General features: G+C 63.9%; 21 protein-coding genes and 1 riboswitch. Of the genes, 7 read left to right on the top strand and 14 right to left on the bottom strand.

From position 1 onward, the window contains the following. Positions 1-160: 160 nt before the first annotated feature. The 5 genes from J0I79_RS10055 to J0I79_RS10035 are packed head-to-tail and all read right to left on the bottom strand — an operon-like array spanning position 161 to position 5,542. Positions 161-1,564 carry an FAD-binding oxidoreductase gene (locus J0I79_RS10055; RefSeq protein ID WP_292857137.1) on the bottom strand — a complete coding sequence of 468 codons (1,404 nt, stop codon included), beginning with the start codon at positions 1,562-1,564 and terminating at the stop codon, positions 161-163. Then, positions 1,564-2,865, bottom strand: a complete 1,302-nt coding sequence (locus J0I79_RS10050; protein WP_292857030.1) for a cytosine deaminase — start codon at positions 2,863-2,865, stop codon at positions 1,564-1,566. Before J0I79_RS10050 ends, J0I79_RS10055 begins: the two co-directional genes overlap by 1 nt. 4 nt (positions 2,866-2,869) lie before the next feature. Beyond that, the gene (locus J0I79_RS10045; protein WP_292857028.1) at positions 2,870-3,721 is read right to left on the bottom strand and encodes an ABC transporter permease; all 852 of its coding nucleotides are present in this window, start codon (positions 3,719-3,721) and stop codon (positions 2,870-2,872) included. Next, on the bottom strand, positions 3,708-4,526 hold the full coding sequence (locus J0I79_RS10040) for an ABC transporter ATP-binding protein (RefSeq protein WP_292857026.1): 819 nt from the start codon (positions 4,524-4,526) through the stop codon (positions 3,708-3,710). The genes J0I79_RS10045 and J0I79_RS10040 overlap by 14 nt, the downstream gene beginning before the upstream one ends. Before the next feature lie 11 nt (positions 4,527-4,537). Next, positions 4,538-5,542 (bottom strand): ABC transporter substrate-binding protein, encoded by a 1,005-nt coding sequence (locus tag J0I79_RS10035; RefSeq protein WP_292857024.1) that lies wholly within the window; start codon positions 5,540-5,542, stop codon positions 4,538-4,540. A gap of 264 nt (positions 5,543-5,806) precedes the next feature. On the opposite strand from J0I79_RS10035, the gene J0I79_RS10030 reads away from it, so the two are divergent. Together J0I79_RS10030 and J0I79_RS10025 are read left to right on the top strand one after the other, a co-directional pair. After that, a complete protein-coding gene (locus J0I79_RS10030) occupies positions 5,807-6,190 on the top strand; it encodes a RidA family protein (RefSeq protein ID WP_292857022.1) in 384 nt (127 codons plus the stop codon). 55 nt (positions 6,191-6,245) lie between these two features. After that, positions 6,246-7,049 (top strand): creatininase family protein, encoded by an 804-nt coding sequence (locus tag J0I79_RS10025; protein ID WP_292857020.1) that lies wholly within the window; start codon positions 6,246-6,248, stop codon positions 7,047-7,049. A gap of 304 nt (positions 7,050-7,353) precedes the next feature. Here the strand turns inward: J0I79_RS10025 and J0I79_RS10020 are convergent, their stop codons facing one another. Further along, on the bottom strand, positions 7,354-7,863 hold the full coding sequence (locus tag J0I79_RS10020) for a tyrosine phosphatase family protein (protein ID WP_292857018.1): 510 nt from the start codon (positions 7,861-7,863) through the stop codon (positions 7,354-7,356). After that, on the bottom strand, positions 7,860-8,906 hold the full coding sequence (gene cobD / locus J0I79_RS10015) for a threonine-phosphate decarboxylase CobD (protein ID WP_292857016.1): 1,047 nt from the start codon (positions 8,904-8,906) through the stop codon (positions 7,860-7,862). The genes J0I79_RS10020 and cobD overlap by 4 nt, the downstream gene beginning before the upstream one ends. On the opposite strand from cobD, the gene cbiB reads away from it, so the two are divergent. Beyond that, the gene (gene cbiB / locus J0I79_RS10010; protein WP_292857014.1) at positions 8,905-9,879 is read left to right on the top strand and encodes an adenosylcobinamide-phosphate synthase CbiB; all 975 of its coding nucleotides are present in this window, start codon (positions 8,905-8,907) and stop codon (positions 9,877-9,879) included. The genes cobD and cbiB overlap by 2 nt on opposite strands. On the opposite strand, the gene cobO is transcribed toward cbiB, so the two are convergent. Genes cobO through J0I79_RS09990 form a run of 4 tightly spaced genes read right to left on the bottom strand, consistent with a single transcriptional unit; the run spans position 9,876 to position 12,011 of the window. Further along, a complete protein-coding gene (gene cobO, locus J0I79_RS10005) occupies positions 9,876-10,499 on the bottom strand; it encodes a cob(I)yrinic acid a,c-diamide adenosyltransferase (RefSeq protein ID WP_292857012.1) in 624 nt (207 codons plus the stop codon). The genes cbiB and cobO overlap by 4 nt on opposite strands. A 1-nt stretch (position 10,500) precedes the next feature. Beyond that, positions 10,501-11,016, bottom strand: a complete 516-nt coding sequence (gene cobU / locus J0I79_RS10000) for a bifunctional adenosylcobinamide kinase/adenosylcobinamide-phosphate guanylyltransferase (RefSeq protein WP_292857010.1) — start codon at positions 11,014-11,016, stop codon at positions 10,501-10,503. Further along, the gene (locus J0I79_RS09995) at positions 11,009-11,815 is read right to left on the bottom strand and encodes a CbtA family protein (protein ID WP_292857008.1); all 807 of its coding nucleotides are present in this window, start codon (positions 11,813-11,815) and stop codon (positions 11,009-11,011) included. Before J0I79_RS09995 ends, cobU begins: the two co-directional genes overlap by 8 nt. Positions 11,816-11,831: 16 nt before the next feature. Next, on the bottom strand, positions 11,832-12,011 hold the full coding sequence (locus J0I79_RS09990; RefSeq protein WP_027051280.1) for a CbtB domain-containing protein: 180 nt from the start codon (positions 12,009-12,011) through the stop codon (positions 11,832-11,834). 35 nt (positions 12,012-12,046) lie between these two features. Further along, a riboswitch (cobalamin riboswitch) is annotated at positions 12,047-12,245 on the bottom strand. 137 nt (positions 12,246-12,382) lie between these two features. On the opposite strand from J0I79_RS09990, the gene J0I79_RS09985 reads away from it, so the two are divergent. Then, on the top strand, positions 12,383-13,552 hold the full coding sequence (locus J0I79_RS09985; protein ID WP_292857006.1) for an aromatic ring-hydroxylating dioxygenase subunit alpha: 1,170 nt from the start codon (positions 12,383-12,385) through the stop codon (positions 13,550-13,552). A 2-nt stretch (positions 13,553-13,554) separates the two neighbouring features. On the opposite strand, the gene J0I79_RS09980 is transcribed toward J0I79_RS09985, so the two are convergent. After that, positions 13,555-14,754, bottom strand: a complete 1,200-nt coding sequence (locus tag J0I79_RS09980) for an MFS transporter (RefSeq protein ID WP_292857004.1) — start codon at positions 14,752-14,754, stop codon at positions 13,555-13,557. A gap of 222 nt (positions 14,755-14,976) precedes the next feature. Between J0I79_RS09980 and J0I79_RS09975 the strand changes: the two genes are divergently transcribed. Together J0I79_RS09975 and J0I79_RS09970 are read left to right on the top strand one after the other, a co-directional pair. Further along, a complete protein-coding gene (locus J0I79_RS09975) occupies positions 14,977-15,975 on the top strand; it encodes a DUF1624 domain-containing protein (protein WP_292857002.1) in 999 nt (332 codons plus the stop codon). Further along, complete coding sequence (locus J0I79_RS09970) at positions 15,972-16,442, top strand: isoprenylcysteine carboxylmethyltransferase family protein (RefSeq protein ID WP_292857000.1); 471 nt, start codon at positions 15,972-15,974, stop codon at positions 16,440-16,442. Before J0I79_RS09975 ends, J0I79_RS09970 begins: the two co-directional genes overlap by 4 nt. Before the next feature lie 6 nt (positions 16,443-16,448). On the opposite strand, the gene J0I79_RS09965 is transcribed toward J0I79_RS09970, so the two are convergent. Together J0I79_RS09965 and mgtE are read right to left on the bottom strand one after the other, a co-directional pair. Beyond that, entirely contained in the window at positions 16,449-16,835 is a 387-nt protein-coding gene (locus tag J0I79_RS09965; RefSeq protein ID WP_006203215.1) for a MerR family DNA-binding transcriptional regulator, read from the bottom strand. 140 nt (positions 16,836-16,975) lie between these two features. Beyond that, positions 16,976-18,388, bottom strand: coding sequence for a magnesium transporter (gene mgtE, locus J0I79_RS09960; protein ID WP_292856997.1), 1,413 nt, complete (start codon positions 18,386-18,388; stop codon positions 16,976-16,978). A 414-nt stretch (positions 18,389-18,802) separates the two neighbouring features. On the opposite strand from mgtE, the gene J0I79_RS09955 reads away from it, so the two are divergent. Then, positions 18,803-19,248, top strand: a 446-nt coding sequence (locus tag J0I79_RS09955) for a response regulator transcription factor (protein ID WP_292856995.1), incomplete at its 3' end; no start/stop codon positions are given.

The raw sequence follows: 19,248 nt of genomic DNA, 5'->3' as shown, positions 1-19,248 counted from the left end.
GCCGGGCATCTCCCCCTCAAGGGGGGAGATTGGACTGCGGCACCGCTTTCGCCAATTGTCGACGCCGAAAGACGAGCGAGGCGCCGAAACTGCTGATCTCCCCCCTTGAGGGGGAGATGGCCGGCAGGCCAGAGAGGGGGGCTTATGCGCAAGCCTCTCCTCATCCCGCCCTCTGCAGTCCCTTGAACAAAAAGGTCCTTCCCGAACGATAGTCATAGTCCGGGTTTTCCCAGGCGACCATCTTGCCGGGATTGAGCAGGCCTTGCGGGTCGGTCTCGCGCTTGAAGGCAAGCTGCACGGCATCCGTCTGCTTCATACCGCCCTCTTCCAGCGTATAGCGGTGCGGATTGAAGATCGGGCAGCCATTCTCCTCATGCAGCCGGATGATCTCGTCCAGTCGCGCCTCGGTGGTGAACTTCACCAGCGGCAGGCCGAAGCAGGTGATGTTGCCGTCGAGCCGCACGAATTCCAGATGCGAGAACACCTCGCCCGGAAACATCGCATCCATCTTCTCTACCAGCGCCAATTGGTTGGGAAACGGATAAAGCGACTGCAGATAGGTGATCGAAGGGTCGACCCGCAGCGCCCGGAGCGTCGTGTGGTTCCACGCCAGCTCATAAGCCGGCGGCAGGCCCTTTTTTTCCTCGGTCGTAGCCGTGGCGGCGTTGAAGATCACTTCGCCGCCCGCGCGCCGGGTAAACGCCAGGAAGGCGTCCAGCCCATGCTGCGCCACCATGACCACGCAGATGCTTTGCCCCTCGCGCAGGAACTTCTGGTGCCGCCTGAAATAAAGCTGCGGCACGGGAGCAGCGATCGGCGTGATCAGCTTGGTCAGGATGCCGTCCTGGCAGGCCAGCGCATTGCCGTAGCGTGCGGCATCCATGAAAGCGCCGAAGCCGACGATCACGTCGACCCACTCATAGGCTGCCGTCAGCGGCATCTCGACTTCCGAGATGATGCCGTTGGTGCCATAGGCGTGAGTCACCTTGTGCAGGTCCTCCCCCGTCAGTTCAAGCACCTTGGGTTCGGCCTCCATGGTCACCACGCGCAGGCGCAACACATTGCCGAAATCGCGCAGGCCGCCGAAATTGATCGACCCGACGCCGCCGGATCCACCGGCGATGAAACCGCCGATCGAGGCCGTGTTGTAGGTCGAAGGCGACAGCCTGAGTTCCTGCCCGGAATGCGCCCGCGTCGCTTTGTCGATGTCCGCGAGAATCGCGCCCGGACCTGTCACCACGCGCCCCGGCGCGATCGACTTGATCTCGTTCATCTCAGCAAGATTGAGCACCACACCGCCCGACAGCGGCATCGCCTGACCGTAATTGCCGGTGCCGCTGCCACGCGGCGTCACCGGGACGCTGTGCCGATGGCAGGCCGCCAGCACGCGGATCAGCTCGGCCTCATCCTTCGGTGTCACGATCAGGTCGCCAGTGACGTGGTCGAGCTGCTCTTTCAGCACCGGACTGTACCAGTAGAAGTCGCGGCTCTTCTGCTGGACGATGGCCTCGTTGTCGTCGAGCTTCAGCCCGTCGAGATCGCGCTTGAGCGCCGAAACATCCATCATCCCACCATCAACTCGTCGAGTTCGGCATAGTCTGGCAATTGCCGGTCGATCGCGCGCCCGCCGCGCACCACGATGCGATCCGATTCGGGCCGCGACAGCAATTCCGTCCAGCTTCGACCTTTGAACAGGATGAAGTCGGCATCGCCGCCGGCAGCCAGTGTACCGATGCCGTCAAGCCTCATCACTTTCGCCGGCGTCGCCGTGACCGCCCGAGGCCAATCGGCGACAGGATGATCCAGATGCAGAATGCGGGTCGCCATCCTGTAGACTTCCAGCATGTCGAGGTCGCCATAGGCATAGAACGGGTCACGCGTATTGTCGGAAGCGACGGCAACCGGAATGCCCCTCGCCTTCATCTCATGCAGCAATGTCACGCCGCGCCAGCGTGGCGTGGTACCGTTGCCGCGCCGGTCCTGCAGGTAGAGATTGCACATCGGCAGCGACACGACAGCCAGCCCGGCCTTCGCCACCTTGTCCAGCGTGTCCAGCACCTCGAGGTCGGGCTGGCGCGCCAGCGAGCAGCAATGGCCGACCAGTATGTTGCCCTCGAAGCCGTTCCAGAGTGCTGCCTCGGCGATCTTCTTCAGCGAGACGGCGGCGATGTCGTCGGTCTCGTCGGCATGGAAATCGAGATCGAGCCCGTGCTTGATCGCCTGCGCGAAGACCTGGTCGAGCAATTCTTCAAGGTCCGGCACCATATAGGTGACGACGCCGAGCACGCCCTTGGCGGCGGCGACCCGTTTCGCCAACCGGTCGAACCAGTTCTTATCGCGCACACCCTCGATACCGAGCAGGCAGGCGCCCTGCAAGTCTATGCGGCCGCACCAGGTCTCGCGCATCGCTTCGAACACCGGCCAGGAGATTTCTTCCTGGGGCGCGACACTGTCGAGATGGGTGCGCAACGCCCTGGTGCCATGGGCGTAAGCCGAGCGTAAGGAAAAATCCATGCGCCTGGCCAGATCCTCGGCGCTCCAGCGCGCGACGCGGTCGGCGCCGGCGGCATTGAGCGCACCCATGAAGGTGCCGTCGGGGTTGGGTTTTCGCGGCCAGATATGGCCCTTGTCGATATGGGTGTGGCAATCGACGAAGCATGGCAGGACGATGCGGCCGCCGAGGTCCACGGCATCGGCGGCCGCCCCCGTTCTGGCATGCGCGGTAATGCCGGAAATCCTGCCATCGGCAACGGCAATGTCGGCCAGCGCAAAGCCGTCCGCGTCGAATACGGCGGCAAGCCCAGGTGCCACCGATGCATGAAGCCGGACGTTGGTGAGCCGGTATGAAACCGCGTTCGGTATCAAGGGCTTATCGCTCCTGCTTGAGCGCGCTTTCATGCCAGCGCCGCAAAATGAGATGCGAAATCAGCGACAGCACCAGAAAGATCAGAATGCCGGTCAGCGAGATCAGGAACAGCGCGGCGAACAGCCGGGGCGCGTTGAGCCGGTAGCCGGCCTCGATGATGCGCGAGGCAAGCCCCGACGACTGCCCGGTGGTGCCGGCAACGAATTCAGCCACCACCGCGCCGATCAGCGACAGTCCACCGGCTATCTTCAACCCGCCGAGGAAATACGGCATCGCCGCCGGCAATCTGAGATAGCGTAGTTGCTGCCAGCGCGTCGCGCCATTGAGCTTGAACAGGTCGCGTAGATTGCGGTCGACCGAGTTCAGGCCAAGCGTGGTGTTGGACAGGATCGGAAAGAAGGCGACGATCCAGGCGCATAGCAGAAGCTTGGTCGTCTGGTTGTTCACATAGATGTTGATCAGCGGAAAGATCGCCACGATCGGCGTCACCTGCAGCACGATGGCGAAGGGGAAGAACGACATCTCCACCCATTTCGACTGCGCAAACAGCACCGCCAGCCCGACACCGCCGATGACGGCCAGGGCCAGGCTGAGAAAGGTGATGCGCAAGGTGACCAGCAGCGCCGAAAACAACAGGCCGGCATCGTTGTAGAGCGTCCATAGAACCACGCCGGGCCGCGGCAGGATGTATTGCGGTATCGCGTTCCAGACGCAGATACGGTCCCACAGCACGATCGCCAGGATCATGATTGCCAGCGGTAGCCCCCAGCGGCCGATCCGCTCGAACCGTTCCTGGCGCACCCGGCGCGCTTCCTCCGGGTCGAGCTTGAGCGCGCGCTCGTCAATGACCGTCATGATGGGGACCTGTCGTGGAATTGATGGCGTTGACCAGCACATCCGAGGCCTGACGGCAAAGGGCGGCATAGTCGGGCGAGGTACGGAACGCCTCGTCGCGCGGATAGGCGGCCTCGATGGCGAGTTCGTCGAACACCCTGCCCGGCCGCGCCGCCATGACGACGACGCGGTTGGACAGGAACACGCTTTCGAAGACGCTATGGGTGACGAAGACCACGGTGAAGCGCTCATCCTGCCAGAGCTCGAGAAGGTCGTTGTTGAGCTTGAAGCGGGTGATCTCGTCGAGTGCCGCGAACGGCTCGTCCATCAACAGCACGCGCGGCTTGGTCACCATGGCGCGTGCGATGGAGACGCGCATTTTCATGCCGCCCGACAGTTCGCGCGGCACCGCGTCCTCGAAACCGGTGAGGTGAACCCGTGCCAGCATCTCCTTCACCGCCGGCGCGGCCCTGGCGCGGGAAATGCCCTTCAGCCTGAGCGGCAGCCAGACATTGTCGAAGACGCTGGCCCAGGGCAGCAGCGTCGGCTCCTGGAAGACGAAGCCGATATTGGCCCGGTCGAGCGAGCCGCCGCCGCGCCAGTCGAGCACGCCGGACGTCGGTGTCGACAGGCCGGCGATCAGCCGAAGCGCCGTCGACTTGCCGCAGCCGGACGGCCCAAGCAGGCTGAGGAAATCGCCTTCCCGGATCGTCAGGTCGACATCGCTCAGTGCCGTCACGCCATTGGAAAAGACCTTGCCGACGCCGCGCAGCGAAAGCAGCGCCGGCGCGGCTGTCGGCGCTTGCGCCACCTGTTCCCGCATCATCCCGGGGCGGCCTATTTCTTCAGCTCGAGCCCGACGCCCTTGTTGACGAAAGCCAGCGTGTAGCCCTTGGTGATATCGATGCCTGCGGGCGTAACCTTGGCCTTGACCATCTTGTCGTAGAAACTCTTGATCCGCGCGTCGGTCATGGCGCCGATGCCGAGCTTCTCGGTGTCGCCGGAATCGGCGAGGCCGAACTTCTTCATCTGCTCGATCGAGAAGGCGATCTGCTCATCCGTCATGTCAGGATTGTCTTTCTTGATCATGTCGTTGGCGGCCTTGTTGTCACCGTAGAGATATTTGTACCAGCCCTTTGCCGAGCCATCGACGAAGCACTGGACCACCTCCGGCTTCTTGTCGATCGTGTCCTGCATCACCTCGATCGTCGTCGAATAGGTATCCCAGCCATAGTCGGCGAGCAGGAACTGGTTGGGCACGAAGCCGCCTTCCTTCTTCACCGCGAACGGCTCCGAGGTGACGTAGCCCTGCTGGATCGACTTCTTGTTGGCGATGAAGGGAGCGGTGTTGTAGGTGTAAGGCGCGCGCTTGGCCGCATCGAAGCCGAGCGCCGTGACCATCCACTGGAAGAAGGTCTGCACGCCTTCGTCACCAAGAATATACTGGTCAGCGTTCTTCAGATCCTCCCATTTGTCGAGCCCCTCGCCAGGGTGGGACATGATGACCTGCGGATCCTTCTGGAAATCGGCGGCCACCACGCGCATCGGAATGCCTTGCTGGACGGCATCGAAGGCCGACAGCAGATTGCCGCCCATGTAGAAATCGAGCTTGCCGGCTAACAGCATCGGCCGGCCGGCAACCTGTGGCCCGCCCTGCATGATGGTGACGTCGAGGCCGCAGGCGGCATAGGTGCCGTCCGCCACGGCCTGATAGTAGCCGCCATGTTCAGGCTCAGCCAGCCAGTTGGTGCCGAAGGTCACTTTTTCATTCGCGGCCGCGCCCAGCGTGCTGGCGGCAAGCAGGGCCACCGTCGCCGCCGAAATCTTCTGTTTTGCGTACATCACACCACCCTTTGTTTGCTCCGGCGCTCCACGCGCCAGGCTCGACACCAGAGAATCAAGAAGCAAGACACATGCCACCGGCGTCTCGCGCCGGGACCCGCCCGCCTGCACCACAGCCATCTGCGAAAGCCGGAAAGGTCGTGCTGCACCGAAGGCATCGTGCCTATTTTTTGAACGGCTGTCCACAATCGCGCAGCCAGCATGCACCGCCATCTTGAAGGTGTGATGCATCAGGCCCTAGGCTGGCGCAAACCGGAGACTGCCATGTTCAAATTCCTCACCCCCAAGTCGATCAAACCGCCCTTTGCCCGCTACAGCCATGGCGTCGAGGTGCCGGCCGGCAAGCGGCTGGTGCTGTGTTCGGGCCAGGTCGCGATCACCCTGGACGATCAGATACCGGAAGATGCCGGCGCACAGGCCGAGCTCTGCTTTCGCAACATAGCGGCCGTGCTCGGCGAGGCAGGATTGGGGCTCGGCGATATCGTACGCATCAACGCCTATGTCACCGACCGCGCCCATCTGCGGCCCTATATGGACGTCCGCGACAGGCTGTTTTCGAGCCCGGCCCCGGCCTCGACGCTGATGATCGTCTCAGGCTTTGCCCGGCCGGAATTCAAGGTCGAGGTCGAGGCTATCGCCGCCGGGTGATCGACAGGCCGCCCACGCCGCGCTACGTCTGCCGGGCAATCTGAAGAGGCAGGACATGACAGCAGCCAAGAGACGCGTCTGGTGGGGCGACTACCGGACCACAGAATACGCCTCGATCGATCCCGAAGCGACAATCGCGGTGCTGCCGGTGGCCGCGATCGAGCAGCACGGCCCGCATCTGCCCGTTTCGACCGACACCTCGATCATGAACGGCATGCTCGACACGGTGATCGCTCGCCTGTCCGATGATCTCGACATCCGCATCCTGCCGGTCCAGGCGGTGGGCAAGTCGAACGAGCATCTGCATGCGCCGGGCACGCTCACCTTGCCGGCAACCACGCTGGTCGAAACCTGGACCGAGCTCGGCCTCTCCATCGCGCGCGCCGGCGTGCGCAAGCTCGTCGTCGTCAACTCGCATGGCGGCAATGAGGAGATCATGGGCATCATCACGCGCGAATTGCGCGTGCGCGAAAAGATGCTGGCGGTGAAGACGAGCTGGCAGCGCTTCGGCCGCCCGGCCGGCATGTACACCGAACTCGAGGATCGACACGGCATCCATGGCGGCGATGTCGAGACCTCGCTGATGCTGCATTTCCGCCCCGATCTCGTCGACATGGGCAAGGCCGACAATTTCATTTCCAACGTGGCCAAGGCCGAGAAGGGATTCTCGCTGCTGCGCCAGACCGGCACGCATGCCTTCGCCTGGATCGCCAGCGACTTGAACCCCAACGGCGTGGTCGGCGACGCCAGCATCGCGACGGCCGAAAAAGGCCGATTGACCGCGGAGCATCAAGCCAATGGCTTCATCGGCCTGCTCAGGGACGTGAGGAAGGCGAAGCTCACCGAGTGGCTGAAGTAGGATGGTTGCCTGACACAGATGTTCTGACCGTCCGCTGGCAGCGCGCCTCTCCGAGATTGGCCGAAGCCTTTCCCCTTCGTCATCCTGGGGCGAAGCAAGGAGCGCAGCGACGCGGCGCAGACCCCAGGATCCATGCCGGGACTCGGAAGCGCGCGCCACGGTACAGAATTCTGCTCCGCTGCACCTGTCAGCTAAGGTCGCGGCATGGATCCTCGGGTCTCCGCGACGGAGCTTCGCTCCTGCTCCGCCCGTGGATGACGACGCTGAGTATGCTTCTGCCAATTTCCGAGGTTACGGTGGTCAGCTAGCTATCGATCTTCAGCTCAAATGGCGTGCCTTCAAACGCATCGGCGCCGCGTCCGATCGACTTGATCGCTTCGATCATGCGGCCCTCGCGGCCGAGCAGCGTGTCGGCCACGGCTATCAGGCGCGGATTGGGCGTCGCCGAGGGCGAGAGTGCGCGCAACGTCCGCGCCAGTTCCATCTCGTCACGTTTCGGCGCCAGGGCCGCCGTGATGATATAAGCCGAGGCCGTCGAGCGGCTGATCCCGGCATAGCAATGCACCACCATCGGTTTCATCAGGTCCCAGCGGCGCGCGAAATCGAGCAGGTTGCGCACATGCTCCTCGCCCGGCATGGTCATGCCGTCCTGCGCCACCGCGATATCGTGCATCACCAGATGCAGATGGTTTTCCCTGGTGATCGAGGCGGGACGGACCACATCCGTCCCGGCGGCCAGCAAGGACAGCAGCCGTTCGGCGCCGGTCCTGGCCACCGTTTCCTCGACCTTCGACAGCGAGCAGACATGGATCATCGTTTCGAACCTTTTGGCTGATCCTCGCGCCGCGACGCCCAGACCGCAAGGGCACTCTCAAGCCGCTGCCATTCCTCCTCGCTCCCCGGCAGGCCTGCCCGCAGGACATGCGGCCGGTCGGCAAAATGCCGAAGCAGGATGCCGGCCTCGCCGAGCGCCGAGAACAGACCGGCTGCATCCAGCGAGCTGAGATAGCGGAACAAAGTGGTGCCACCCGCAACGGGAACGCCGAAGCGGCCGAACAGCGCGTCCAGCCGCGCCGACGCATCCGCCAGCGAACCGCGCATCGCGTCCTGCCAGGCGATATCGGCAAGCGCGCGGATGCCGTATTCCAAGGCCGGTCCAGCGACGGCCCAGGGCCCGAACTGCGTATCGAGCCGTCTGACGGTCTCGGCATCGGAAAGCGCGAACCCGAGCCGCAGGCCGGCGAGGCCGAAGAACTTGCCGAACGAACGCAGCACCACGATACCGCCCCGGTCGGCGTCGCCGGCGAGACTGTGCTCGCGCGGGCCGACATCCATGAATGCTTCATCAACGACCAGCAGACCGCCTTTGGCGCGCAGGCCGGCCGCTAGCGCAAGCAACCTGTCCCGCTCGATGACGCGCCCATCCGGGTTGTTCGGATTGACGACGATGGCAAGGTCGGCGCCCGCCAGCGCGGCGAAATCGCTGACCTCGGCCACCTCGTGCCCGGCGATGTCGGCGGCGCGGGCATGTTCGGCATAGGTCGGCCCCAGGACAAGCGCCCTGCCGGGCGCGATCAGCGATGCCACCCGCGGCAGCAGGATCTGCGTGCCCGGCGCCGCGACGACATTGGCTGGCGAGGGTGCGCCATAGGTTGTTGTCGCGATCCCGATCAGCTCGCGTCCGCGCGCGGCTTCCGGCAAGCGCCACAGCGAGGTGGCGGGCAGGTCGAAAAGCGGGTAGGAGTGCGGATTGATACCGGTCGAGAGGTCGACGAAAGGCAGCACGGCATTGGGGAAAAGCGCCCTCGCCCGGCCGAGACTTCCACCATGGTCCACCGCTCCTTCAAGAAGCTTCATGTCAGTCCTGATCGCTTTCCTGTCACTGGTTATCGAATTCCCGCTCGGTTACCCGGACCGGCTGTTCCGCGCCATCGGCCATCCGGTAACCTGGTTCGGCAGGCTGATATCCTTTCTCGATCTGAGGCTCAACCGCCCCGCTGATCCCGACGCGCTGCGTCGCCAACGCGGCGTCCAGGCGCTGCTGGTGATCGTGCTGGTGCCGGCGCTGATCGGCCTCACCATCCAGCTCGTGCTGATCTGGTTCGTTCCCATGGGCCTGATCGTTGCCGCGCTTATGGCGACATCGCTTCTGTCGCAGAAGAGCCTCCATGAGCATGTCGAGGCCGTCGCCGACGCGCTCGATTCGGGCGGCCTGACAATGGGCCGCGCCGCCGTCTCGCGGATCGTCGGGCGCGACCCCGAGACGCTCGACAGGGCCGCCGTCTGCCGCGCGGCGATCGAGAGCCTGGCCGAGAACTTTTCAGACGGTATCGTCGCTCCCGCCTTCTGGACCGGTGTCGGCGGCCTTGCCGGCGGCGCCGCCTACAAGGCGGCCAACACCGCGGATTCGATGATCGGCCACCGCACCCCGCGCCACGAGGCGTTCGGCTGGGCGGCGGCGCGCTTCGACGATTGGATCAACCTGCCGGCATCCCGCCTGACCGCGCTGCTCATCGTGCTCGCCGCCGTCCTGGTCAAAGGAGCCAATCCGCGCAACGCCTGGCAAGCGGTGCTGCGCGACGCCAGGAAACACCGCTCGCCCAATGCCGGCTGGCCGGAAGCGGCGATGGCCGGTGCGCTTGGTCTCGCGCTCGCCGGGCCGCGCAGCTATGGCGGCGTGGTGGTTGACGACGTCTTCATGGGCGAAGGCGGCCGCCGCGATGTCGACAGCGCCGACATCAGGCATGCGCTGACGCTTTACCGCGTCGCCGACTATCTGCTGATCGCGCTGTTCGGCCTGGTCTCGGTGATCGTCGTTCTGGCGTTCTAGAACTCGATCCCCTGCTGCGCCTTCACGCCCGCCGAGAAATGGTGCTTGGTCAGCCCCATCTCGGTGACGAGATCCGCCGCCTCGACCAGCGCCGGCTTTGCATTGCGGCCTGTGACGATGACATGCAGGTCCTGACGGCGGTCCTTCAGAGCGGCAACCACCTTGTCCAGGTCGAGATAGTCGTAGCGCAGCGCGATGTTGAGTTCGTCGAGCACGACGAGGCTGATCGACGGATCGGCGATCAGTTCCAGGGCCTTGGCCCAGGCGGCCTCGGCGGCGGCGATGTCGCGCTTCAGATCCTGCGTCTCCCAGGTAAAACCCTCACCCATCGCATGCCAGACGACACGGTCGCCGAAGGCGGCGAAAGCATCCTTCTCGCCGGTGTGCCACTTGCCTTTGATGAACTGCACGACACCGACGCGCTTGCCATAGCCAAGCATCCGCAGCGCCAGGCCGAAGGCGGCGGTGGTTTTGCCCTTGCCGGGGCCGGTGTTGACGATGAGCAGCCCCTTCTCGATCGTCTTGGCCGCCACTTCGGCGTCCTGCACCGCCTTGCGCTTGGCCATTTTGGCGCGATGGCGTTCTTCGTCCTGGTCGTCGATGGTCTTGGCGTCGGTCATCTCACTTCACCTTCAGCGGCAGCCCCGCCACCATCAGCAGCACCGTATCGGCAATCGCCGCGACCTGCTGGTTGAGCCGTCCGGCGTCGTCGCGAAAACGCCGCGCCAGCGCATTGTCCGGCACAATGCCCTGGCCGACCTCGTTGGAAACCACGAACCACGGCCCGCGCGGCCGCGACAGCACGTCGGCCAGCCGCCGGCACTCGGCCGCCACATCGTGATCGGCAAGCATGTGATTGGTCAGCCACAGCGTCAGGCAGTCAACAAGCGCCGGCTGGCCGTCCGGCAGGGCCTCGAGCGCTTCGCAAAGATCGAGCGGCGCGTCGATGGTCGTCCAGCCCGCGCCGCGCCGCGAGCGGTGCAGCGCGATGCGCTCACGCATCTCGTCATCATAGGCTTGCGCGGTGGCGATATAGGCCCATGGCGCGGGCAAGGCGGTTAAAAGTGTTTCGGCGTGCGCGCTCTTTCCGGAACGCGCACCGCCGATGAGGAAGGTCAGCTTGCCGCGATCAGGCAAAGCTGTCGCGCAGGCTGGTGGCGGTGCCGGTGAAGCGGCCGCGTACGATACCGACCACAGCGCCGAGAACCAGCCAGAACACCAGATTGGTCAGCGTCACCGCGACCACGAACTGGTGGTGCAGCCCCTCCGGGATCGGTGTCTCGAAGCTGTCGGGCTGCGGCGCGCCGACAATATGCGGAGCAACGATCAGCAGGACGGCAAGGATGGTCAGCGGCAGCGATTTGCGGAAAGCGATCAGGCCGAGCCCGATGGCAGTCGCAACCACGGTCGCCAGCCACCAGATCTGGCGCTGCGTCAGGTCGGCCGCGGGCATGGCCGGAAGTTCCGGCGGCAGGCCGAGACCGGGTGCCAGCGTGAATATGGCAAAACCAGCCAGGCCCCAGAACACGCCCTGGCGCCAGTTGCCGATGCCGCCGGCGAATTCCGAAACGGCGACCAGGACCAGCGCGAAGCCGATGCCGGTAACGACATTGGACACCACGTTGTAGGCAAACCGTTCGAAGCCGTCGGCGGGCGCCCAACCCTCGTCTTCCTCGGGCGCGGCTTGCGCGGCGGGAGCCGGAGTCATGGCATTCGAGGCGGCAGGCGCCGAGGAGCTCATTGCGTTGCCGGTGGCCGCATCGGCCGGCGCCGGTGCGGCGGCATTTTCATGGCTGTGGCCGCCTTCGGCCTGTTCGTGGACCTCCGCCTTGAGGATCAGCGGCACGGTGGCGTAGGCCTGCATGCAGGCGAGGGCGACGCCGGCCACGAGCCCGGCGATCGCCGCGATGAACACGACGTTGCGAAACAGATTCATGATGTCAGATCCCTAATCAGTGGCAGGGAAACGCCATCGAGTGGCGGTTGTCATGGCCAGCGTTATGCACCGCATCGATGTGCGAGAAGCCAACGAAGCCGATGATGAAAGTGCCGAGCAGCGCCGCGAGCGCCAGCTGCATGAAACGCGACTGCGAGGAAACGGAAGCGCCGAGGGAAACGGAAGCGGTGTTCATCTATGTCCTTTCGCCCTCCTCCCGAGGGCCTGTAAGTCAGTTTTACCGTCGCCGGCAGGTCTCCTGGCTCGCGGATCAGCGCCCTTCCCCACCTTCCCGAAGAAAAACCTTCAGTGGCATATGGAGAGGACTACCACACACAGTTGCGGGGGCAGCGACGGCATTGGGCAAGTATTTCGCCCGCACCGCATTCCCTCTTGGCTCCAAAACGGAACCGACGACGGGCGGACTATAGGGAAAATCAAGACATGCGGCAAACCAAATTCCGCCGGCAATCAGCGCGATTGCGCCATGGAAGTGGACGGTATCAGAGCGAGAATTGACAATTCTCATGGGCCGGTGTCGGCTGGCTGTGTCACAGGAAGCCAGCCATGCAACCGATTGCCAGCGAGCGTGCCCCCTATAACGGCTTGACCGAGGCCAAGCCCACTTTGCCCTCCTCCGCTTACTGGGACGGCGAGAGTTACCAGCGCGATCTCGATGCCATCTGGTATAGAAGCTGGCTGCTGGTCTGCCGCGAGGCCGACCTGGCTCAACCCCTGGCCTTCCGCACCTTCCGGGTCGGCACGCAGGAAATCGTCGTCCTGCGCGACGAGACCGGCGAACTGCGCGCCTTCCACAACACCTGCCGCCATCGCGGCTCGCAGCTTTGCCAGGAGAGCGAGGGCCGGCTGAAGGCGCGTCTGATCACCTGCCCGTACCATGCCTGGTCCTATTCCTTGCGCGGCGATCTGGTGCGCGTGCCGTCGAAATCACTGCCGGAAGGCTTCGACAAATCAGACCATCCGCTCTACCGCGTCGCGCTCTCGGTGTGGCGCGGTTTCGTGTTCGTCAACCTGCAGGAGGATGCGGCGGGTTCCGCGCAGTCCTCCTTCGATCCGGGTTCGGGCAATCTCGGCAACTGGCCGCTGGAAACGCTGGTGACAGGCCACGTCCTGCGCAAGGTCATGAATTGCAACTGGAAGATCTTCTGGGAAAACTTCAACGAGTGCCTGCACTGCCCGGGCGTCCACAAGGACCTGTCGCGGCTGGTGCCGATCTATGGGCGCGGCCTGATGAGCCGGCATGACGATCCCGAATGGGCACGCCACGCCGACAATGACGCGCCGGAGTTTTCCGGCGGCCTGCGGCCGGGCGCCGAAACCTGGTCGCGTGACGGCAAGGCGCACGGACCTGTCTTCCCAGGTCTGACGCCAACCGAACGGGCCGCTGGCCAGACCTACGCCACCAGCCTGCCCTCGATGTTCGTCGTTGGCCATGTCGATTATGTCAGGACAGTGCGCCTCGTGCCGCTTGGCCCGGAGCAGACCGGGCTGGTCGCCGAATGGCTGTTCGCGCCCGAGATGCTCGCATCGACCGACATCGACAACATCGTCGCCTTCGGCCGCCAAGTGCTTGAGGAGGACGCCGCGATCTGCGAGGTCAACCAGAAGGGTCTGCGCTCGATGCGCCACGCGGCCGGCGTGCTGATGCCGGAGGAATACGAACTGCACCGCTTCCACAACTGGGTGCGCGACCGCCACGCAGCGCTTTCACGCTGATTTCACAAGGATTTCGGCAGATAGCGCCAGGTCATGAAGCCGCAAAAGGCCGCCAGCAGGCTGAGCGTGACGAACACCGAACCCAGCCCGAAGAACGCCAGCACGATGGAATAGACCAGCGGCGGCGTCAGCTCGGAAAAGTCGAGATAGGTGCGGTAGACCGCCGCCATCTGCGCCCGCTCATAGGAGCGTACCGAGCGCATGAAGGCGGTCGAGCCAAGCGCATCGAGGGCAATGGTGAAGAAGGCGCCACCCAGCAGGAAGCCGCCGGTGACCAGCGGTGCTGCGGCGCCTACCGTACCAGCCGCCAGAAGCATTGCCGACATGGCGAAATAAGCGAACGTCATGGTGCGCCGGCCGCCGAAGCGCTTGCCCGCCTTGCCCCAGAAGATGGCCATGAACAAAAGCGCGTTGCCGGCCGAGACCAGCAGGCCGCCGGCCAGGTCGCCTTCCCCGGTGATGACCATGAACAGCGGGCCGTAGACGAAGAACGTCGTCCAGAAGCACGAGCGGCCGAAAGCGATCAGCCAGGCGAGTCTCAACCTCGGCTGCGCGACGAAGCGGCCGATATTGGCCAGCGGATTGGCCGGACGCGTCTTGCCCGGCTGGATCGATTGATTGTCGCTGAGCCGGTAGAACCAGAACAGTGCCAGCAAGGCCATGGCGAACACCGCCACGGCGCCATGCGCGGCATAGATGCCGAAATGCGCATAGAGGAAGATGCCGAGCGTCGGCCCGCCGGTCCATGCGAACATCGACCATGCCATGCGCAGCGATTCGGCCTGCATGAAGTCGGTCTTGCGGATATGGTCCATAATGTAGAGGTTGAGCGTGACCGCCAGCGCGCTGGCGCCCATGACGCGACACAGCATGCCAGCCAGTTGGCCGGGCAGCGTGTGGGTGACGAAGAAGAGCGAGCCGATCGCAAGCAGGCAGGCCCCGGCCGTGTAGACCCAGCGCCGGGCGAAACGGCGGATCAGCATCGGCATGAACAGGGTTACCGACAGGCCCATCAACGCCACGACCGTGTAGAGGATCGATACGATCTGTTCGTTGTGCAGGATTTCGTAGGCCTGGATCGGGATGACGCTCGACACCGTGGCGCGGGCGAAGGATTCCACCGCGTAGAGCGAGGCGAAGGTGCGCGCGTCCGCGGCCTTGAGGGCCGGGAGCCAGATCGGGTGGCGCACATGGGTGGACATTGCTTCCCCAAAGCAGAATCGCGGTTCCAATCTGCCGAGGTCGTTCGCGGCCCAATAAGAGGAAACCGACGCCTACCCGGCAAAAAGCGAAATCGGTCAAAGGCTTCCCGGTTCTGGCCTAAAGCGGCGCCGGATCCGTCAGCCGCCGCGATACGCGCGGCCTTCTTCTGGCCGGTGCAACCGTGATAGTGCTCAGGCGGGGCTGAATCAGATCGCGAGACCATGAGCATCCACACGCCGAGCGCCACCGTTTCCGAACCGTCAAAGCGCATCGTCGCCATCGATGTCGTGCGCGGCATCGCGCTGCTGGCCATGGCGAGCTATCACTTCACCTGGGATCTCGAATTTTTCGGCTACACCGATCCCGGCCTCACCGCCTTTGGCTGGTGGAAGATCTACGCGCGCTGCATCGCCTCCACCTTCCTGTTCCTGGTCGGCGTCAGCCTGTATCTCGCCCATGGCCGCCAGATCCGCTGGAACGGCTTCTGGAAGCGGTTCGCCATGGTTGCCGGCGCGGCGATCGCGATTTCGGTGGTCACCCGTATCGCGACGCCTGACGGATTCATCTTCTTCGGCATCCTGCATCAGATCGCGCTCGCCAGCCTGCTCGGCCTCGCTTTCCTGCGGCTGCCAGCGCTGCTCACGCTTGTCGCCGCAGCGCTCGTCATCGCGGCACCGGTCTATCTGCGCTTCGAAGCGCTGGATCACCCGTGGCTGTGGTGGATAGGCCTGTCTGCGATCAATCCGCGTTCCAACGATTACGTGCCGCTGTTCCCCTGGTTCGGCGCTGTCCTTGTCGGCATCGGGGTGGCGAAACTCGCTTCCGCCTCCGGCATAAAGGCACGCCTGGCCAACCTTGCGCCCGGCCGCTGGTCGAACCCGCTGGTCTTCATCGGCCGCCACAGCCTTGCCTTCTACCTGATCCACCAGCCGCTGCTGATCGGCTGCGTCTGGTTGTTCTCGCAAGTAATGCCGGCACAGGTGGAAACGCCGCAGGTCAATTTCCTGAAAACCTGCCAGCGCTCCTGCGAACAGACGCGCAACGCAACCTTCTGTTCCAGCTATTGCGGCTGCATGCTGGAAACAATCGAAGGCGAAGGCTCTCTTGATCGGCTCTTTAACAACGACCAGACTGCCGACTTCAGATCGCATCTGTCCGACCTTGCCGGCACGTGCACCGCCAGCACCGAGGACAAGATGAGCGAGGGAGGGACACAATGACCGAGCCCAAGCCAGGCGTGATACCGTGGCCGCCGGTGATCTATGCCGCGGCGATCGCCATCAGCGTCATTCTCGGCATTCTCTATCCCCTGCCCTGGATCGGCGACCTCCTCGGCGACATCCTGTTCGCCGCCGGCTGGGTAGCGCTGTTCGCCGCCGCCGCTCTCTGGGTCACCGCCATCCGCACCATGATGCGGGCAAAGACCACGCTCAGTCCCACCGCCCTGCCTGACCATCTCGTGACATCAGGCCCGTTCGGCATCACCCGCAATCCGATCTATCTCGCGCTGACGCTGATGCTGATCGGCGTTGCCTTGGTCTCTGGGATAGCCTGGTTCTTCCTGTTCGCCTTCATCGCCGCCTTCGCCACGCAGAAGGCCGCCATCGAGGGCGAGGAAAAGATATTGGCGGCGAAGTTCGGCAAGAAATATCGCGACTATGCAAAGCGGGTGCGCCGCTGGATTTGAGCGGCGCTACGTATTGACGCCAAGCTCCACCAGCCGCTCCACGCAGGACTCTTCGGCCTGGTCGAGTTCGGCCAGCGTCTCCTCGAGATCGCGCCGCTTCTGCCTGAGATCCTCGCGCTTTTCCTCGATGCGCTTGATCATCAGCTTGAGCTGCCCGACCTCGCCCGGCGGCTCCTTGTACATCTGGATGATCTCGCGAATCTCGTTGATCGAGAAGCCGAGCCGCTTGCCGCGCATGATCTGTCGGATGAGATGGCGGTCGGACGGACGAAACAGCCTCGTGCGGCCGCGCCGCACCGGTTGCACCAACCCCTCGTCCTCATAAAAACGCAGCGTTCGCGTCGAGACGTCGAATTCGCGGGTCAGTTCGGTGATCGAATAATATTCCCGCATTGTCACTCCATGCCGGAATCCTGGACGGCCGCCATGCGGCTTCGCCTCCTGTCCCGAACCAACCCCTTGCGCCCGTCGGAATCGACCCGGCAACCCGCGTAAGCCTCGCACGGCATTTACGTAAAAGTCAATTAAGGCAACTACCTCACCCCGAACCACCAGCTTGCGAGGCCGAGGAAAGCGAAAAAGCCGACGCAATCGGTGACGGTGGTGACGAAAACCGCTGACGCCACCGCCGGATCGATCTTGAACCGGTCGAGCAGCAGCGGGATCAGGATGCCGGCGAGCGCGGCCGCGAACATGTTGATGATCATCGCCGCTCCGATAATCCCACCCAGATTGGGATCGCCGAACCAGATTGCGGCAACGATGCCGATCAGGACGGCGAAGACCATGCCGTTGATGAAGCCCACCCCCATCTCGCGGCGGATGATGCGGGCGGCGTTGTAGATGTCGAGATCCCTGGTCGCCAGCGCCCGCACCGTGACGGTCATGGTCTGCGAGCCTGCATTGCCGCCCATGCCGGCCACGATCGGCATCAGCACGGCGAGCGCCACGATCCGTTCGATCGTGTGGTCGAACAGGCCGATCACGGATGCCGCCAGAAATGCCGTCACGAGGTTGACCAGCAGCCAGGGAACGCGCGAGCGCGAGGTTGCGAGCACCGTGTCGGACAGCTCTTCGTCGCCGACACCGCCCATGCGCAGGAGATCTTCCTCCGCCTCCTGCTGGATGACGTCGACGACATCGTCGATGGTCAGCACGCCGACCAGCCGCTCGTTCTCGTCGACGACGGCGGCCGAGAGAAGGTCGTATTGCTCGAATTCCCGCGCCGCTTCTTCCTGGTCCATGGTGGCCGGGATGGCGTGGCGTGTCTCATGCATGATGTCCTCGACCTTGACCGCGCGCTTGGTGCGCAGGATCTGGTCGAGATCGATGGCCCCGAGCAGCTTGAAGGTTGGATCGATGACGAAGATCTGGCTGAAGCGGTCAGGAAGGTTCTTGTCCTCGCGCATGTAGTCGATGGTCTGGCCGATGGTCCAGAACGGCGGCACCGCGACGAACTCGGTCTGCATGCGACGGCCGGCCGTCTCTTCCGGATAGTCGAGCGAACGCCGCAGCCTGATCCGCTCGGTGAACGGCAGTTGCGACAGGATCTCGTCCTGATCTTCCTTTTCGAGATCTTCGAGAATGTAGACTGCATCGTCGGAATCGAGTTCCTGCACCGCCTGCGCGATCTGCGCATTGGGCATGTGGTCGACGATCTCCATGCGGATCGCCTCGTCGACCTCCGTCAGCGCCGAAAAGTCGAAGTCGGCGCCCAGCAGTTCGACCAAGGCGCGCCGCTGGTCGGGATGCAGCGCCTCGATCAGGTCGCCGAGCTCCGACTGGTGCAGGTGATCGACTTCATGCTTGAGGGTCAGCGTATCGCGGTCGGCGATCGCCGCCCCGATCTGGGCAAGGAAGGACGAAAGGACCGCGCCGTCATCGCCATAGATGTCGGCGTGCGCGTCGTCGGCCGCTTTGGCGGGGGTCGTCTGCCTGTCCTCCACCAGCGCCTCCCGCCATGCCGGAAAAACCCTGTCTCAGGCCTGGAGCGCCGGACCTTGAAACGGAATCCGGATTCTGGCGCTGACACGATTCGATTTGAGAACTTATCGCCCTAACACGCGGAATATCAAACCAAACACGTGCTTTCCCTGCCGTCCCCATTCCTTCGAAGAAGGTATCGCGCATGCCCGGCGTGGCAATGTCTGTCGGTCGCAAATCACGAAAATCCCGCTTCAATCAGCGCGACAGCTGATGTCGCTAGGGAAAGAGCACCCCCGCGCGGTTGGGGCAGAATTGCCGTGATGAGGTCCAGGATTGAAGCCTGACCTCCGCGTTGCGGCACAATCAGCCATGGATAAAACCACCCCTTGAACAGCAGGCCCGCGAAAACGAGCAAGGCAGTTGGCGACCGGCGCATGCGCATCGTCGTCGCCGAGCGCAACCCGTTCGTCATATCGGCGCTGCGCGAAATGCTGGAAAACGACGGCCGCTTCGAATTGCTGGGCAGCGTGCAAAGCGGCAGGCAATTCCTCGACCTGGCAGTCAATGGCGGCTTCGACGTCGCCGTCATCGGCTGGAAACTGGCCGACATGGACGGCGCTGAAGTCCTGGCGGAGGTCCAAGGCCGCAAGCTCGATGTGCGCATCACCGTCTTTTCCAACGACCACGATATCGGCATCCTGAAGCAGTGCGTGCGGCTGGGCGCTCAGGGCTACTGCTTTCAGTTCGACGATCCCGCGATCATCTTCGACACTATACTGGCGGTCGGCCACGGCCGTATCTGCATCCCTTATATCGACATCAACAAGGTCAACGACACGCCGCTCGCACAGCTCACGGTGCGCGAGCGCGAGTTGCTCGC

The sequence above is a fragment of the Mesorhizobium sp. genome (assembly GCF_017306585.1).
In the GTDB taxonomy this organism is placed as follows: Bacteria; Pseudomonadota; Alphaproteobacteria; order Rhizobiales; family Rhizobiaceae; genus Mesorhizobium.
The sequence above is the reverse complement of the archived record's forward strand: the minus strand, read 5'-3'. Positions and strand labels throughout refer to the sequence as shown.

What these genes read in the sequence shown, in the direction of transcription:
- J0I79_RS10035 (WP_292857024.1), bottom strand. Translation starts at nt 5,542, where the DNA reads ATGTACGCAAAACAGAAGATTTCGGCGGCGACGGTGGCCCTGCTTGCC.
- J0I79_RS10020 (WP_292857018.1), bottom strand. Translation starts at nt 7,863, where the DNA reads ATGATCCATGTCTGCTCGCTGTCGAAGGTCGAGGAAACGGTGGCCAGG.
- J0I79_RS09970 (WP_292857000.1), top strand. Translation starts at nt 15,972, where the DNA reads ATGACCGAGCCCAAGCCAGGCGTGATACCGTGGCCGCCGGTGATCTAT.
- J0I79_RS10025 (WP_292857020.1), top strand. Translation starts at nt 6,246, where the DNA reads ATGACAGCAGCCAAGAGACGCGTCTGGTGGGGCGACTACCGGACCACA.
- J0I79_RS10045 (WP_292857028.1), bottom strand. Translation starts at nt 3,721, where the DNA reads ATGACGGTCATTGACGAGCGCGCGCTCAAGCTCGACCCGGAGGAAGCG.
- cobO (WP_292857012.1), bottom strand. Translation starts at nt 10,499, where the DNA reads ATGACCGACGCCAAGACCATCGACGACCAGGACGAAGAACGCCATCGC.
- J0I79_RS09990 (WP_027051280.1), bottom strand. Translation starts at nt 12,011, where the DNA reads ATGAACACCGCTTCCGTTTCCCTCGGCGCTTCCGTTTCCTCGCAGTCG.
- J0I79_RS09965 (WP_006203215.1), bottom strand. Translation starts at nt 16,835, where the DNA reads ATGCGGGAATATTATTCGATCACCGAACTGACCCGCGAATTCGACGTC.
- J0I79_RS09980 (WP_292857004.1), bottom strand. Translation starts at nt 14,754, where the DNA reads ATGTCCACCCATGTGCGCCACCCGATCTGGCTCCCGGCCCTCAAGGCC.
- J0I79_RS10030 (WP_292857022.1), top strand. Translation starts at nt 5,807, where the DNA reads ATGTTCAAATTCCTCACCCCCAAGTCGATCAAACCGCCCTTTGCCCGC.
- J0I79_RS10055 (WP_292857137.1), bottom strand. Translation starts at nt 1,564, where the DNA reads ATGGATGTTTCGGCGCTCAAGCGCGATCTCGACGGGCTGAAGCTCGAC.
- J0I79_RS09985 (WP_292857006.1), top strand. Translation starts at nt 12,383, where the DNA reads ATGCAACCGATTGCCAGCGAGCGTGCCCCCTATAACGGCTTGACCGAG.
- J0I79_RS09995 (WP_292857008.1), bottom strand. Translation starts at nt 11,815, where the DNA reads ATGAATCTGTTTCGCAACGTCGTGTTCATCGCGGCGATCGCCGGGCTC.
- cobD (WP_292857016.1), bottom strand. Translation starts at nt 8,906, where the DNA reads ATGAAGCTTCTTGAAGGAGCGGTGGACCATGGTGGAAGTCTCGGCCGG.
- J0I79_RS10040 (WP_292857026.1), bottom strand. Translation starts at nt 4,526, where the DNA reads ATGATGCGGGAACAGGTGGCGCAAGCGCCGACAGCCGCGCCGGCGCTG.
- J0I79_RS09975 (WP_292857002.1), top strand. Translation starts at nt 14,977, where the DNA reads ATGAGCATCCACACGCCGAGCGCCACCGTTTCCGAACCGTCAAAGCGC.
- cbiB (WP_292857014.1), top strand. Translation starts at nt 8,905, where the DNA reads ATGTCAGTCCTGATCGCTTTCCTGTCACTGGTTATCGAATTCCCGCTC.